Source organism: Streptosporangium sp. NPDC048886, assembly GCF_055586905.1.
Genome location: NZ_JBVJHH010000022.1, coordinates 143,193 through 157,678, shown reverse-complemented (window position 1 = coordinate 157,678; position 14,486 = coordinate 143,193). Strand labels below are relative to the sequence as shown.

13 protein-coding genes, 1 pseudogene and 1 riboswitch are annotated in these 14,486 nt (G+C 70.5%); of the genes and pseudogenes, 6 read left to right on the top strand and 8 right to left on the bottom strand.

Going from position 1 to position 14,486, the window contains the following annotated elements; genetic code table 11:
• The 4 genes and pseudogenes from ACZ6R6_RS27085 to ACZ6R6_RS27070 all read right to left on the bottom strand — a co-directional run.
• Positions 1 to 204, bottom strand: a pseudogene (locus ACZ6R6_RS27085) (hypothetical protein); the annotation flags it as partial.
• Positions 205 to 1,035: 831 nt separating this feature from the next.
• Positions 1,036 to 1,629 (bottom strand): MBL fold metallo-hydrolase, encoded by a 594-nt coding sequence (locus ACZ6R6_RS27080; RefSeq protein WP_470097813.1) that lies wholly within the window; start codon positions 1,627 to 1,629, stop codon positions 1,036 to 1,038.
• A gap of 205 nt (positions 1,630 to 1,834) precedes the next feature.
• Positions 1,835 to 2,449: a histidine phosphatase family protein gene (locus ACZ6R6_RS27075; RefSeq protein WP_470097811.1), complete on the bottom strand. Its 615-nt coding sequence runs from the start codon at positions 2,447 to 2,449 to the stop codon at positions 1,835 to 1,837.
• Between the two features lie 259 nt (positions 2,450 to 2,708).
• The gene (locus ACZ6R6_RS27070; RefSeq protein WP_470097809.1) at positions 2,709 to 3,956 is read right to left on the bottom strand and encodes a PEP/pyruvate-binding domain-containing protein; all 1,248 of its coding nucleotides are present in this window, start codon (positions 3,954 to 3,956) and stop codon (positions 2,709 to 2,711) included.
• Between the two features lie 60 nt (positions 3,957 to 4,016).
• Between ACZ6R6_RS27070 and ACZ6R6_RS27065 the strand changes: the two genes are divergently transcribed.
• From ACZ6R6_RS27065 to metE, 3 genes are all read left to right on the top strand, one after another.
• Positions 4,017 to 4,412 carry a DNA-binding protein gene (locus ACZ6R6_RS27065; protein ID WP_470097807.1) on the top strand — a complete coding sequence of 132 codons (396 nt, stop codon included), beginning with the start codon at positions 4,017 to 4,019 and terminating at the stop codon, positions 4,410 to 4,412.
• Positions 4,409 to 5,044 (top strand): transcriptional regulator, encoded by a 636-nt coding sequence (locus ACZ6R6_RS27060; RefSeq protein ID WP_470097805.1) that lies wholly within the window; start codon positions 4,409 to 4,411, stop codon positions 5,042 to 5,044. Before ACZ6R6_RS27065 ends, ACZ6R6_RS27060 begins: the two co-directional genes overlap by 4 nt.
• A 272-nt stretch (positions 5,045 to 5,316) precedes the next feature.
• Positions 5,317 to 5,534: riboswitch (cobalamin riboswitch) on the top strand.
• A 117-nt stretch (positions 5,535 to 5,651) separates the two neighbouring features.
• Entirely contained in the window at positions 5,652 to 7,886 is a 2,235-nt protein-coding gene (gene metE / locus ACZ6R6_RS27055; protein WP_470097803.1) for a 5-methyltetrahydropteroyltriglutamate--homocysteine S-methyltransferase, read from the top strand.
• 1,015 nt (positions 7,887 to 8,901) lie between these two features.
• Here the strand turns inward: metE and ACZ6R6_RS27050 are convergent.
• On the bottom strand, positions 8,902 to 9,780 hold the full coding sequence (locus tag ACZ6R6_RS27050; RefSeq protein WP_470097801.1) for an RNA polymerase sigma-70 factor: 879 nt from the start codon (positions 9,778 to 9,780) through the stop codon (positions 8,902 to 8,904).
• Between the two features lie 320 nt (positions 9,781 to 10,100).
• Here ACZ6R6_RS27050 and ACZ6R6_RS27045 point away from each other — a divergent pair, with 320 nt between their 5' ends.
• Positions 10,101 to 10,586, top strand: a complete 486-nt coding sequence (locus tag ACZ6R6_RS27045) for a carboxymuconolactone decarboxylase family protein (RefSeq protein ID WP_470097799.1) — start codon at positions 10,101 to 10,103, stop codon at positions 10,584 to 10,586.
• Between the two features lie 125 nt (positions 10,587 to 10,711).
• Complete coding sequence (locus ACZ6R6_RS27040; RefSeq protein WP_470097797.1) at positions 10,712 to 12,070, top strand: FAD-binding oxidoreductase; 1,359 nt, start codon at positions 10,712 to 10,714, stop codon at positions 12,068 to 12,070.
• Between the two features lie 69 nt (positions 12,071 to 12,139).
• Here ACZ6R6_RS27040 and ACZ6R6_RS27035 read toward each other — a convergent pair whose 3' ends face one another.
• From ACZ6R6_RS27035 to ACZ6R6_RS27025, 3 genes are all read right to left on the bottom strand, one after another.
• Positions 12,140 to 12,496, bottom strand: coding sequence for a hypothetical protein (locus tag ACZ6R6_RS27035; RefSeq protein WP_470097795.1), 357 nt, complete (start codon positions 12,494 to 12,496; stop codon positions 12,140 to 12,142).
• The gene (locus ACZ6R6_RS27030) at positions 12,493 to 12,654 is read right to left on the bottom strand and encodes a hypothetical protein (protein WP_470097793.1); all 162 of its coding nucleotides are present in this window, start codon (positions 12,652 to 12,654) and stop codon (positions 12,493 to 12,495) included. The genes ACZ6R6_RS27035 and ACZ6R6_RS27030 overlap by 4 nt, the downstream gene beginning before the upstream one ends.
• A gap of 222 nt (positions 12,655 to 12,876) precedes the next feature.
• Positions 12,877 to 13,461 carry a TetR/AcrR family transcriptional regulator gene (locus ACZ6R6_RS27025; RefSeq protein ID WP_470097791.1) on the bottom strand — a complete coding sequence of 195 codons (585 nt, stop codon included), beginning with the start codon at positions 13,459 to 13,461 and terminating at the stop codon, positions 12,877 to 12,879.
• A gap of 80 nt (positions 13,462 to 13,541) precedes the next feature.
• Between ACZ6R6_RS27025 and ACZ6R6_RS27020 the strand changes: the two genes are divergently transcribed.
• Complete coding sequence (locus tag ACZ6R6_RS27020; protein WP_470097789.1) at positions 13,542 to 14,453, top strand: TIGR03620 family F420-dependent LLM class oxidoreductase; 912 nt, start codon at positions 13,542 to 13,544, stop codon at positions 14,451 to 14,453.
• The last annotated feature ends 33 nt before the right edge of the window (positions 14,454 to 14,486 follow it).

The window sequence follows — 14,486 nt, the reverse complement described above, 5'->3', positions numbered from 1 at the left end:
GGTCAGCAGCCATGCCAGGGTGGCGGCGTAGAGGGCGAAGGCGAAGCCGAACTTGAGCGGTTTGACCCACACCGACTCATCGAGCAGGGTCCGGGTGTCCACTGCGAGCCCGACGCCGGAGACGAGCACGAGGCCCAGCATGAGGAGCGCGCAGGTCATCAGCGGACGGTGCCAGGCACGCCAGGCAGTGAGGAAGGAAGTCATGAGGGCTCCGATCACGGCGACGAGCAGCCCTCGTTCGGGCGGCTCCGATGACGTCGCTTGTTTGCGAATGACTAAAAGCTAGTTTGCTTTCATTCATTCGTCAATCTAGAAATCAACGAAAGTCGCAAATATGCAGGTCAACGCCATAAAGTCTTGCAATGATAATGAAAGTGAATGCAAATTCAATCTCGATCTACTTGCAATGAGATGTCTGCGAACGCAATACCGACCACAGCCGCGGTCGACGCGCACGGGCGCGGCCCCCGCCGGCGGCGCGACCGGTATGTCATCGACGCCGACGCCTGGTTCCGCGGCTGGACGGCCGGCGCCCGCCAGAACGCGATGCCGGCCGACTCCGCCTGTCAAGGCGCCCAGACCCTCGGCGCGACCACCCCCGCCGGTAGCCGGATGCAAGGCATCGGCCACTTCTCCGAGCACGTCGGTCAGACCATGATCCAGGCGGCGGAGGAGTGGCGGCAGGCCTGTGCCGCCAAGCGCACCGCACACGGCCGGCCCGGCGCAGCGATACGCCGGAAGTCGCTCTCCTCGGAAACCGCCGCTGGTGACGGCCGTCGGAAGTGGTCACCTCTTCGACATTCGCTCAGGTCGCCTCTCGCGAAAGTCCCCTCAGAACCGGGGGCGGAGTGCGGCGGAACGAAAACGTACGCCAAGCCCGTTCCAGCAGGTCGAGCCTTTGTCCGGCGAGGCAGTAGGACTGGGTGCCGGCTTCGATGATGTTGCCGCCGAAGGCGAGCCGGTCGACGACGGCGGCGTAGGGGCGAGGTCGGTGAAGGTCTCGGTCCAGCCGCTGGCCTCGGGCGTTGCCGGGCGTCAGCGAGGGGTGGCCGCCGTCGGGGCGAAGGGTGCGCCGTGGCCGGGGACGATGAGGTCGGCGACGGCGAGCACGCGCTCTCGGCTGGCGCGCAGGATCTGGCGGTCGATGGTGACCGGGTCGTCGGCCGGGCCGTCGGCCCGCCACCACAGGTCGCCCGCGCAGGCCACGACGCCCTCGGCGGTGCCGGCCAGGAGGGTGATGTCCTCGGCGCTGTGGCCGGGGGTGGTGATCAGCTTGATCGACGGGGAGAACTCATAGCCCTCGGCGTCCTGGTCCGTCCACTCATGGCCCCGGTAGATCGCCTTGTGGTCGTGGACCCGCGCCTGGCCGAACAGGCCGACGTTGAGGATGTTGTCGGGGTGGTGGTGGCTGAGCACCACGTCGGTGATGTCGTCCGTCGTGAGGCCGAGGCCGGCGAGCGCGTCGGTGATCACTGACTGGCTCGCGACCATGCCGGGATCCACCACGATCCTGAGGTCGCCCTCGGTGACGTAGGACACGGTCGCGGCCACGCCGGGTCCCGTGGAGGTGGTGTAGCCGGTGGCGAGGATATGGACGGCGGCCGTGCGGCCGCGGGGTGCGTCGGTCATGGAAAGCAGTCTGACGGCGGCGCGTCCCTGGAAACAGTGGCCGGAAATCCTATTATCGTGGGTTTCGTGCCAATGTTTCGATCGGTCGCCGCCTATGCCCCACAGGGGGTCGCGGACGCCCCGCGGACCAGCGCTCCACGCCGAGCATGTGGCACCCGGTCGGCGTCACGTAGCCGAGGAGCGCGTACGGACAGTAGGAGTCACCTCACGGCCGCATGCCTTGGGGGAACCCGGTCCAGCGCAGATCGGCCGGGAGGTGGCTCATGTCGTTGAACATCACGACTGTGGGCGGCAGGCCGTTGCGGTACTCGATGACCGTCAGCGCGGTGTTGGCGCTGTTCAGTCCCAGCCACCGGGACGGCGGCGCGTCCAGGGCGTGCCGCACCAGCCACGCGATCTGGTAGGCGTGCGTCACCAGGACCTCGTGTGTGTCGGACTGGGTCCCTTCCGTGGTCGTGTCGGGCACCTTCGCGAACCGGGCAACCAGGGCCTCGGCGAGCCTCTGGCCCGAGGCCGCCTCGGCGTCGTCGTAACCGTCGAAGAAGCCGGCCCAGGACGGAGGCGTTTCGGCCGCGCTGGGAACGTAGGGCACGTGGTCGACGAGTTCGGCGGCCTCGATCACGGGCACGTCCGGCAGATGCCGGGCGAGTCCGTGCGCGCTTGCTACGGCGCGTGGTAGCGGAGAGTGCCACACGGCGTCGACCGGTACGCCGGCGAGCCGGTCGCCCAGCAGGCCCGCCTGCCGGTGCCCGATACCGGTGAGTTCCCCGAACGCGTCGGCCGCGCCGTGGCGTGCTAGGTAGAGGTGTCGCGTTGCCATTGGTGGTTGGGGGCGCGGTGTCCGTGCGGGCCCGCCCCCCATCTCCTTTCGATCCGTAGATGCGGGTTCGGCGGCGGGATGCTTGGGTGGGATCTGCTCTTGGCCCGACAGGGACCGAGGAGGCCGTGCGTGGCCGGGCGGCGCGATCATCGTCGGCGGACGGGGCCGGGTCCGTACCGTTGCGGCTGCCGGCGCTCTTGCTGCGTCGGCGGCGTGCGAGTCCGGGCAACGACTCCCGGCCAGGGACGGAAGTGATCGGTCACGCGTCTGTCGCCGTGACGGTGCCGGTGGTGCCGTCGACGGTGATGACGGTGTCGTCGTGGAGCCTGCTCGTCGCGTTCGGGACGCCGAGGACGGCGGGGATGGCGTGCTCGCGGGCGACGATCGCGGCGTGGGAGAGCACGCCTCCGGTTTCGGTGATGACGCCGGCGGCGATGCGCAGCAGCGGCGTCCAGGCGGGGTCGGTGAAGGGGCAGACGAGGATGTCGCCCGGGTGCACGCGCGCGAAGTCGCCGGGACCGCGGACGATTCTCGCGGTGCCGGTCACGGTCCCGTGGCTGCCTGGTGTCCCGGTGAGTGTGGCGGCCGGGGTGTCCGAGGCGCTGGAAGGCGCTGCCGGCGGTGGGGGTGCGGCGGTGACCGGCCGTGCTTGCAGAACCCAGGTGCGGCCGTCGGCGATCGCCCACTCGATGTCCTGCGCTCCACCGAGTGCGGCAGCAATCTCCTTGCCCAGCTCGGCGAGTTGCGTGGCGGTCGCGTCGTCGATCGCCGGTTGCTCCCGGGCACGGGCGGGCACGTCGCCGATGACGAGCCGCGTGCCGCGCCGGTCAAGGCGGGTCCGTTTGTCTGCGACGGTGCGGGTGACCGACCCGTCCTCGGCGACGCGGTAGGCGTCAGGGGTGACCATGCCCCCGACGACGCTGGGGCCGAGGCCCCAGGACGCCTCGATCTCGGTCGTGCCGTCCGGGTCCGCGGGTGTGAACATGACCCCGGACACCTCGGCGTCCAGATGGCGTTGGACGAGGACGGCCATCACAAGATCGTCGGAAGGCTGGTCGTCGCGGCCGTGGGCCCCCCGGTAGTCGATGGCACGTGGAGAGAACAGCGAGGCCCAGCAGGCGCGTACGGCATCGGCGACCTCGCTGACCCCGTGCACGGCGAGAAAGCTCTCGTGCTGACCGGCCGCCGATGTCTGAGCGGTGTCTTCGTTCGCTGCCGAGGACCTTACCGCCACGGGCGGATCGCCGAGCTCGTCGAGCGCGCGTCCCAGCGCGTCGATCACGGTGGCGTGGACCGGACGGGCCCCGATCACCTGCCGAGCCGCGTCGAGATCGTCCGACTCGCCGGCGAACCGCCCGGGGTCCAGGTCACGGACAGCCGCGAGGTAAGCGGCGAACGAGACGACGAAGCCGTCAGGGACCGGCAGACCCGCGCGGAGCAGCGTGCCGAGTGCGCCGGCCTTGCCCCCGCAGGTATCGGCGACGGCCTCCATGAGGGGTACGATCATCCATCCCTACCTTTCAACAGAATGTTGACGACGCTCCGTCGATTGTGGATCATGAGTTGCATGCCACGCAAGCAGGACATCGCTCACGCCATGCACGCCGACCACGCCCAGGCCCACCGTGAGCAGGACGCGCGTGAGCGTCTTCTGCGCCTGGGCGCGGACGCGCTCGACGCCCGTCCGTGGCGGCCCCCGCCCGTCCCGCCGTCGGCGGTCGACCTCGCGCAGTTCGCCGTCTGGCGCTGCGCCGACCTGGACCGGGAGGACATCCTGAGCGCGCTCGCTCTCCTGCCCGCCGCGCGCGCCGAGGTCGAAGGGCTCGAAACCGCCCTGCTGTTCACGGCCCGGAGCGCAGGACTGACCTGGGCGCAGATGGCGCACGCGATGGGATTCAACTCCCCGCAGGCGTGCCAGCAGCACTACACCCGCCTGGCGGCACGACAGGACGCCGACTCGTGACGCGGGACTCCTCGCCCGGCCTCCTGGTCCTGCACGCCGTGCGTGTCACCGGCTTCGCGGACACCCCGGTGATCGCTCGTCGCTACGGGCTCGACGCGGCCGAGACGGAAGAGGTGCTGCGCGACGCCGAGGCACGGGGATGGGTTGAGCACACCGCTTTCGCCGGCACCGGAGGCTGGTCGTTGACAGGATCGGGCCGAGCCGAGAACGAGCGCCGGCTCGCGGCCGAGCTCGCACGCGTCGGCGGTGCCGACGAGGTCCGTGACGTCTACCGCGAGTTCCTCCCGCTGAACGCTCTCCTGCTACGAGCCTGCACCGACTGGCAACTCCGGCCCACCGCCGGCGACCGGCTCGCCCTCAACGACCACTCCGATCCCGCCTGGGACGCCAGAGTCCTCTACGAGCTCGCCGGCATCGGCCGCGCACTCCCGCCACTCGCGGACCGGCTCGGGGACGTTCTCGCGCGGTTCCGCGGATACGACACGCGATTCACCACAGCCCTGGCGCGCGCCCAGGCCGGGGAGGGCGCCTGGGTCGACCGCACCGACGTCGACTCCTGCCATCGTGTCTGGTTCGAGCTCCACGAAGACCTCATCGCCACGCTCGGCCTCGACCGGCACGCCGAACCCTGACCCCACGCTCCGCCGTCCCGCATCCACGATGGCCCTCTGGTGCGCCCGCCAGGTGCACCACCGGCCACCTGCCGGGTGCACCACCGGCCACCTCACTCCGTAGGCGGGTCACCGAGCCGGCCCCGGTCGGCCCGCCGGCCCTCCTCCCACGCCCCGGGCGGTCTCGGGCGGGCCTGCACGGCACCGCGCACCGCCTTGGACCCCTTCGCCGTACGGGCGCCGGGTGGCATCCCGGGGCACGGCGAAGGTATCCGGTCACCACGCCGGCTGGCTAGAATCCCGCTGTGGATGGTTCGTCCGCGCCCGGCCGGGTGCGGACGTCGTAAGAGGGAACCCGGTGGAAATCCGGGGCTGCCCCGCAGCGGTGAGTGGGAACGACCGCCGTCATACGCACTGGGCCTGTGGTCTGGGAAGCGACGGCCAGTAGGTCACGCCTGATCCAGGTGTGGTGCCCGCGAGTCCGAAGACCTGCCTCCGCCCGTGCGCCGACCGGTGCACGGTGGTCCGCGGCCCCGTGGGAGGGCCTGGGACGCGCCCGCGGGACCTTCCTGCCGTGCGCCTCTTCCTCCTGCCCGGCCGCATCCTGGCAATAGCGAGGGAAGCTGCCATGACAACGACGATCCTCGGGTATCCGCGCGTCGGCGCGCACCGAGAGCTCAAATTCGTCACCGAGGAATACTGGGCCGGCCGGGTCGGCGCAGCGGAACTGCAGTCCACGGCCTCGACGCTGCGACGGGCGGTGTGGACCGAGCTGCGGGACGCCGGCCTGGGGACGATCCCGTCGAACACCTTCTCCCTCTACGACCACGTGCTGGACACCAGCGTCATGGTCGACGCGGTCCCTGACCGGTACCGGACGCTGTCCGGTCTGGAGCGGTACTTCGCGATGGCGCGCGGCGCCGCGGACATCCCGGCGTTGGAGATGACCAAGTGGTTCGACACCAACTACCACTACATCGTCCCCGAACTCGCGCTGGACGCCCGTTTCCGGCTCGCCGACGGCGCGCGAGCGAAGCCCGTGGCCGAGTACCTCGAAGCCAGGGCCCTGGGGATCGAGACCCGGCCGGTGCTGGTCGGCCCACTGACCTACCTTCTGCTGGCCAAGGCCGCGCCGGGCTCGCCTGAGGGGTTCGTGCCGCTGGATCTTCTGGACGCCCTGGTGGAGGTCTACGCCGAGCTGCTGGAACGGCTCGCGGGAGCCGGCGCGCAGTGGGTGCAGCTGGATGAGCCCGTACTGGCCGGGGATCTCGGCGCGCGGGAGGTCGAAGCACTCGAGCGGGCCTACGGCCGCCTGGGCGGGCTGGCCAGCCGCCCGAGGATCCTGCTGGCCACCTACTTCGGCACCGTCGCGACCGAGGCGTTGAAGGTGGTGGCCTCCAGTGCGGTCGAGGCGATCGGGCTGGACTTCGTCTCCCGTCCAGACACCCTGGACGTGGTGGCCTCGGTCGGCGGGCTGCCCCACAAGACCGTCGTCGCCGGCGTGATCGATGGCAGGAACGTGTGGCGGGCGGATCCGACGCGGGCGAAGTCGACCTACGCGGTGCTGCTCGGGCTGGCCGGACAGGTGCAGCTGAGCACGTCCTGCTCGCTGCTGCACGTGCCCGTCGACCTCGACAGCGAGTCGTCTCTGGAGCCGGCGGTCCGGGCGCGGCTGGCGTTCGCGCGTCAGAAGGTCGCCGAACTGGTGGCACTCGACGCCGAGGTCTGCTCCGATGCCCCGCAGGCGGCGCCGGTCCCCGCCGCGGGTGTCGACGCCGAGGTCCGGGCCAGGCTGGAGGTTCTCGGCGACACCCGGCGGGCCGATCGCAGGACCCGCTTCGCGGCTCAGCGGGCGGAGCTCGGCCTGCCCGACCTGGCCACGACCACGATCGGATCGTTCCCGCAGACCGCCCGGATCCGCAGGACCCGCGCCGACCACAAGGCCGGCCGGATCGGCGACGCCGCCTACACCGAGGCGATGCGCGCCGAGATCGGGCAGGTGATCCGGCTTCAGGAGGACCTCGGCCTGGACGTTCTCGTGCACGGCGAGCCCGAGCGCAACGACATGGTCCAGTACTTCGCCGAACAGCTGTCCGGCTACGCGGCCACAGACCACGGCTGGGTCCAGTCCTACGGGACACGCTGTGTCCGCCCCCCGATCCTGCACGGCGACGTCTCCCGCCCCGAGCCGATGACGGTGAAGTGGACGGCCTATGCGCAGTCCCTGACGGCCAAGCCGGTGAAGGGCATGCTGACCGGCCCGGTGACGATGCTCGCCTGGTCCTTCGTCCGCGACGACCAGCCGCTGCCGGAGACCGCACGCCAGGTCGCCCTGGCCCTCCGCGACGAGATCGCCGACCTGGAGGCGGCCGGGATCGGCATCATCCAGGTGGACGAGCCCGCGCTGCGGGAGCTCCTGCCGCTGCGCAGGGCTGACCAGGAGGCATACCTCGCCTGGGCGGTGGCGGCCTTCCGGCTCGCCACCTCGGGGGCGGCGGTCTCCACCCAGATCCACACGCACATGTGCTATTCGGAGTTCGGTGAGATCATCACCGCGATCGCCGACCTCGACGCCGACGTCACCAGCGTCGAGGCGGCCCGTTCGAGCATGGAGCTGGTCGCCGACCTGCGCGAGGCCGGATACGCCAACGGGATCGGGCCCGGCGTGTACGACATTCACTCGCCACGGGTCCCGACGGTGGGGGAGATGGAGGCCAACCTGCGCCGCGCCCTGAAGGCCGTCTCGGCTGACCGGCTCTGGGTCAACCCCGACTGCGGCCTGAAGACCCGTGGTTACGCCGAGACCGAGGCGGCCCTGGCCAACATGGTCGCGGCCGCGCGGAACGTCCGGGCCGCCGGCTGACCCGCCGGCGGCCGCCCCTTTCAGCGGGGCGGCCGCGGTGTCGGCGCCTCGGACCCCGGCGCCGTCTCCACCGCGGCGGCCGTCGACCTGTACGTCGACGGCCGCGTTCCGGTGGAGATGGTGGCCGCAGCGGCGGTAGAGGTCGGCCCACTCCTCCCGGGTGAGCTGCCGTCCGCTCGCCACGACCTCCGCCAGTTCCTCGAAGTAGGCCTCGCGCGGGGCGCCGGGGGCGAACAGGACCAGCATCGAGGCGGGCCCCTCCCGATTGTTGAACCCGTGGATCCCGCCCGGCGGGACGGAGAGCAAGTCGCCCGGCGCGGCGTTCACCAAGCGTTCGCCGTCGTAGAGCCCGACCGTGCCGGACAGGACGAGAACGACTCCGACATCGTCCTGTGGAAGTGCGCGCCCAGGCCGCTGGACTCCCTTCCCGTGTCCCGTCGGTAGAGCCCGTACTGCCCGCCGGTGGACTCGCCCGTGGCCAGGTAGTGCACGTTCGTTCGCCCACCGATCACCAGGTCAGGCGCGGAGCCGTCCTTCCGCGATCTGCCGCCGACCTCACCCTCGTCCCCGTGGAAGACACGACATGCCGACCTCCTCGTCACTTGCTCCTACCGGCTGCCGGGCCGCGTGTGCGCGACACTGACAGCGTTCTCGCCGTGGCCATGAAGCCCACCTCCCGAGCGGGCGTCGGACCCGTCAGGACTGCCGGAGCGCCGCTTCAACCGGCTCAAGCAGTTCCGCGCCCTGACCACCCGCTGCCTCAAACGCTACATCGCCCGCGAGCTCTACAAGATCATCATGGCGCCCTGCTGTACTTGACATCCATAGGGGCGTCAAGACCGCCGGTTCCTACACCGCCGTGATCACCGTCGCATCCATGCTGCTCCGGCTGTAACCCACGCCTTTGAAACAGGCCCCATGCGTAGGCGGCGCCCACGTCGTCATCCCGGTCACCGGGGCGAGGCGTGGGCGGTTCGGCCTGCTGGAGTGTCAACGCGTCGGCAGGGGCCCAGGCTCAGCGGCTCACCGTGGTCTCCCGCTCCATATACGACAGCTTCTCGGGATTGCGCAGGGCGTAGAGCCCGGTGATGAGGCCGTCGTCGATACGTACCGTCATGACGGTGTCGATGCCGCCGTCGAGCCGGACGATCAGTGCCGGGTGGCCGTTGACCTGTACCGGCTGTAGCGACGCCGCGGGAGTGATCCTGCCCAGCACGTGGGCCACCTGGCCGGCCCCCACGACGGGCGCCAGCGCGGCCTGTTTGACTCCGCCGCCGTCGGCCAGCAGGACGACGTCCGGGGCGAGCATGTCGAGCAGGCTTTGCAGGTCGCCCGTCTCGATCGCCCGTTGGAACGCCTCGAGCGCGTCGCGGGTCTGGGCCGGGGAAACGGCCCCGCGTGGTCGGCGCGCGGCGACGTGTGCCCGTGCCCGGTGGGCGATCTGGCGGACCGTGGCCGGGCTCTTGTCGACGGCTTCGGCGATCTCGTCGTAGGCCAGGTCGAACACCTCGCGCAGCACGAACACCGCCCGCTCGGTCGGCGTGAGCGTCTCCAGCACCAGCATCATCGCCATCGAGACGCTGTCGGCCAGCTCGACGTCCTCGGCCACGTCGGGCGTGGTGAGCAGTGGCTCGGGCAGCCAGGGGCCGACGTAGGACTCCTTGCGCCGGCCGAGGGTACGCAGCCGGCCCAACGCCTGCCGGGTGGTGATCCGGACCAGGTAGGCGCGCTGGTCCCGCACGGTGCTCAGGTCGACGCCCGCCCACCGCAGCCAGCTGTCCTGCAGGACGTCCTCGGCGTCGGCGGCCGAGCCGAGCATCTCATAGGCAACGGTGAACAACAGGTTGCGGTGGGCGACGAACGCCTCGGTGGCCGGGTCCACCACAGAGTCCACAGCCGAATCCGCAGCGGACTCCACCGCGGAGTCCGTGGCGGAGTTTTCAGCGGAGTCGGTGCGGTCGCTCCAGGCGAGCGGCCCGGCTGTGTCCGTCGGTCTCTCGCTGCGCCCGTTCATCGCCCGCTCCCACCTGTCGGCTCTCAACTGTGTCACACGCACAAGACACCGCTCTCACCCGCTGTGTGACACCCACGGCCGGTGACACACCTCACACCGCCGTGGATGTCACAACGATCAGGTCACCGGCATCTGATGTCCGTCAGCACGCCACCCGGACGATCCGCGCGGCGGACAACCCCACACGTGAGGACCACATCATGGAACCCCGTTTCAACCTGCTGGCCAACGAACTCGGCGCCAAGATCGCCAAGAAGATCTACAACGTCGCCCTGGCGATCCAGCACTCACCGCTGCCCCAGACCACCCAGGACCTGGTGATGCTGCGCGCCAGCCAGATCAACGGCTGCGGTTTCTGCGTCGACTACCACACCAAGGACGCCACCGCCGCCGGCGAGAGCGCGCTCCGGCTCCATCTGGTCGCCGCCTGGCGCGAGTCCACCGTGTTCACCGAGGCCGAGCAGGCCGCACTGGCACTGGCCGAGGAAGGCACCCGGCTCGCCGACACCCACCACGGCGTCCACGACGAGACCTGGGCCCAGGTACGCAAGCACTACAACGACGACCAGATCGTCGCCTTGGTCTCCCTGATCGCCATGATCAACGCCAACAACCGACTCAACGTGATCGTGCGCAACCCCGGCGGCTCCTACGAACCCGGTCAATTCGCCGGCATGGCCAACTGACCAACTGACCAACCCCCACCCCGACCCCGGTCCGGTCCGGAACCCACCTCACCCGGACCGGACCCGCACACCCCACCGGCCCGGCCAGTTCGAAAACGAAGATTCTTTTGTTCGGAAGGAACGTCATGAGCTCAGCGCTTGAAACCCTCCGCCGTGACTTCGGCGGCGACATCATCGAACCGGGCACAGCGGAGTACGCAACGGCCAGTCGCTCGATACTGGCCTCCGGTAGCCCGGCCTGTGTTCTGCGCCCCAAGAGCGTCGAGGACGTCCAGGCGGCTGTCAGATTCGCCGCCGGCGCAGGGCTTTCGCCGGCCGTACGGGGCGGCGGCCACAGCTTCGCGGGCTTCGGCACCAACGACGACGGCGTCGTGATCGACCTCGGCAAGCTCGCGAACGTCGAGGTCATCGACAAGGAACGTCACCTCGTACGGATCGGCGGCGGCGCCACCTGGGGTCAGGTCGCGGCCGCCCTGGCCCCGCACGGCCTGGCGATCTCCTCGGGCGACACCAGGAGCGTCGGGGTCGGTGGGCTGACATTGGCCGGTGGCATCGGCTGGAAGGTCAGGAAGTACGGCCTCGCGTTGGACAACGTGGTCACCGCAGAGGTGGTCACGGCCGACGGAGAGGTCGTGCAGGCAAGCACGGAGGAGAACCCCGAGCTGTTCTGGGCGATTCGCGGTGGCGGCGGCAACTTCGGGATCGTGACCGCCTTCGAGTTCGCGGCACATCCGACGACGGACGTCTTCTACGGCAGGATCGCCTTCCCGGCGTCGGAGGCGGCCACCGTGCTCCAGGGTTGGGCGGACTACCTCCGCACCGCCCCCGAAGAGCTCACCTCCGTCGCGGAGTTCGCCAACCCCTTCGCGGGCGGGCCCGAAGCGCCGGTCGAGATCCGCGTCGCCTTTGACGGCGACGACCCGGAGCTCGCGGCGCGGGCCATCGATCCGATCCGGCGGCTCGGCACGGTGATTGACGACGATGTCGCGCTGAAACCCTATGCGGACACGCTCGTGGACGGTGCCACCCCGCCGCCGGGCATCCAACTGGTCACCCGGAGCGCCTTCGTCGACATGGCATCGGTGCCCGAGGTCCTTCGGATCCTCACTGAGGCCGGGGCGGCAGGGGGGTCGCCGTTCATCGCCGTTCGCAGCGTCGGCGGTGCGGTGTCCCGAGTCCCCGACGATGCCACCGCCTACGCGCATCGCCAGGCGGAGTTGATGTTCGTGACCACCATCGTGGGTCCGCAGCCGCTCGTCGAGGCCGCGCGTCCTTCCCTGGAGGCGATCTGGGGGAGACTCGCACCTCACGTCAACGGCGCCTACGCCAACTTCCTCGCCTCCGCCGCCGAGGAGGATGTCGCCGCGATCTATCCAACGCAGACCTACGAGCGGCTCGCGGCGGTCAAGCGTCAGTACGACCCCGGCAATCTGTTCGCCCGCAACCACAACGTCCGGCCGCGGTCAAGCCTTGCGGACCGGTGAAGGGGATGGACGCCCGTGGGTTCGCGGCCGGCTCACGGGGCGGCTCCGGTGCGGAGCCCCTCCCCGGGGCTACTTCAGATCGGTGAGGAGGTCATCGAGGGCCTTGTTGAGGGCTTCAGAGTTGGCCGGGCCGAACCATGTGGTGCGGATCCGTTCGTTGCTCCCGTTCGGGGTCTCGTGGTCGGCTGCGCGCCGGCGCAGGGAGCGGGTTCCGTCGCCAAGGGAGCGGCCGACGCCCTGGAAGAGGCCGCGCACGTAGCGGTCCGCGTCACCGGCGTCGATGCCGTGGCCGGTGGCCCACGACGTGAGCGTGGCGAGGTACGAGTAGTGGGTGGTCAGCGTCCCCGTCAGCGCGGAGAAGACGTTGAAGGCCGCCTCGTCTTCGACCGGGAGCGCCCCGCCCAGATGCTCGAAGAAGGCGTTCACCGCCGGGTGCGACGGGCACGTCGCCGTGACGGAGCGACGTTCGCGTACGGCGGGCAGAGAGACGGCCCGTACCAGGGGGCGTCGGTGGCGAGTGTCTGGCGCAGGTCGTCGTTGCCGACGCCGGCCATCACGTTGACCACGATCTTGTCGTCGTCCACGCTCAGGCCGGCGAGTGCTCCGTGGCGCCGCGGTGCCCTCGGCCCGCCCCGTGACCCTCCGCGTGTTCCAGGGTGGAGCCGCGGCTCCGGTCGGTGCCGGTGGTCCGCGAACTGACCGGCCGCGCCGGCGTGCCTTGTCTGCTCTGCGCTGGGTCGGTGTTCCGTACGGTGTCCTCTGCGCCGTCGCCCATGCCCGGCAGACGCGTGCCGGGCAGAGTCTCCTCAGTTGACGATGCCGTGCAGCAGCACATCGATGAGGCTTTCGGTATCGATGTCCGGCCGTCCGTAGGCGCCCTGGTCGCCGGCCCAGGCGATCGCGGTGGCCAGTGTGATGAGGGTGTCGCGGGTGATGGGCGTGCGCAGGCGCCCCGCCTGCGTCACCCTGGTCACCAGCGCGTCGGCCGCGTCGACGGCGGCGGTGCAGTGCCGCCCCAACGCGCTGTCGGGCTCGGCGACGGCTCGTGCGATCTCCTCGGACAGGCCCCGGATCCGGCGGATGTGCGACACCAGCGCGCTGATCCACTGCCGCAGCGCGGCGACCGGGTCGGGCTCGGCGACCAGGTCGCCGGCCAGCCCGGTTACTTCCGCGAGGCTGTCGCCGACCACGGCGGCGATCAGGTCTTCACGACGTGGGAAGTGCCGGTAGAGGGTGGCCGGGCCGACTCCCGCGCTGCGGGCGATCTCGTTGAACGACACGTCGACCCCGCTGGTGGTGAACGCGGTGCGCGCGGCGGCCAGCAGGCGCGCCCGGCTGCGCCGTGCGTCCGCCCGCACGCCGCCGGGCGGCAGAGCGCCGACGTCATCCATCCCTGAACTCCTTGCATAAATGGAATGGCATTCCGTATATTCGGAGCGCCATTCCGGATTCTACTTGTAGGGCGGCCACCATGTCACTGCCAGTACGTTTGCCTGCCATCGGGCTCTGGGCCACGGGCCTGGATCTGAGCTCACCGGGTGAGAGCGCCGATCTCGTCGCCGAGTTGGAGGAACTGGGGCTCGGCGCCTTCTGGCTCAGCGAAGGGCTCGTCCATGACCCGTTCGTCGGCGCCACCCGGCTGCTGGCGGCGACCCGGTCGCTGGTGATCGGCACCGGCATCGCGGTGATCTACGGTCGCCACGCGCACTGGATGCGCAATTCGGCGCGGGCGGTGCTCGACACCCACCCCGACCGGTTTGTGTTCGGGCTGGGCACGTCCAACCCGCGGGTCGTCGAGGAGGTGCTCGGGCTGGACTTCCGGCGGCCGATCTCCACGCTGCGCGCCTATCTCGACGATCTCGACGCGCCGGACGGCCTGCGGTCGATGCTCGGCCTCCCCGATGCCGACCGGCTGCCCCGCCTGCTGGCGGCTCTCGGGCCACGGGCGATGGACCTCGCCCGGGATCGGGCCGACGGGGCGATCACCTACCTCGTCCCTCCGGAGCACACCGTCCAGGCCCGTGCGGCGCTCGGACCCGACCGTACGCTGGTCGTCGAGCAGGCCGTGGTCGTCGGTGCCGACCAGGACGACGCCCGCAGCCGGGCCCGCGCCCACGTCGCCGGCTACCTGGGCGTGCCGACCTATCGGGGCAGCTGGCAGCGGCTCGGCTTCACGGACGCCGACTTCGACGGCGGCGGCAGCGACAGGCTCATCGACGCCATGGTCGCCACGGGAGAAGATCAAGTGGCCGACCGGATCGCCGCCCACCTGGCCGCCGGAGCTGACCACGTCTGCCTTCAGGCGCTGCCCGCTCAGCCCTTCACCTTCCCGGCCCAGCAGTGGCGGACCCTCAGCGCCCTCGGGCAATCCGTGACGGCGTGATGCGCGGCGGTCCCCCGGGGGTGTGTTTCAAAC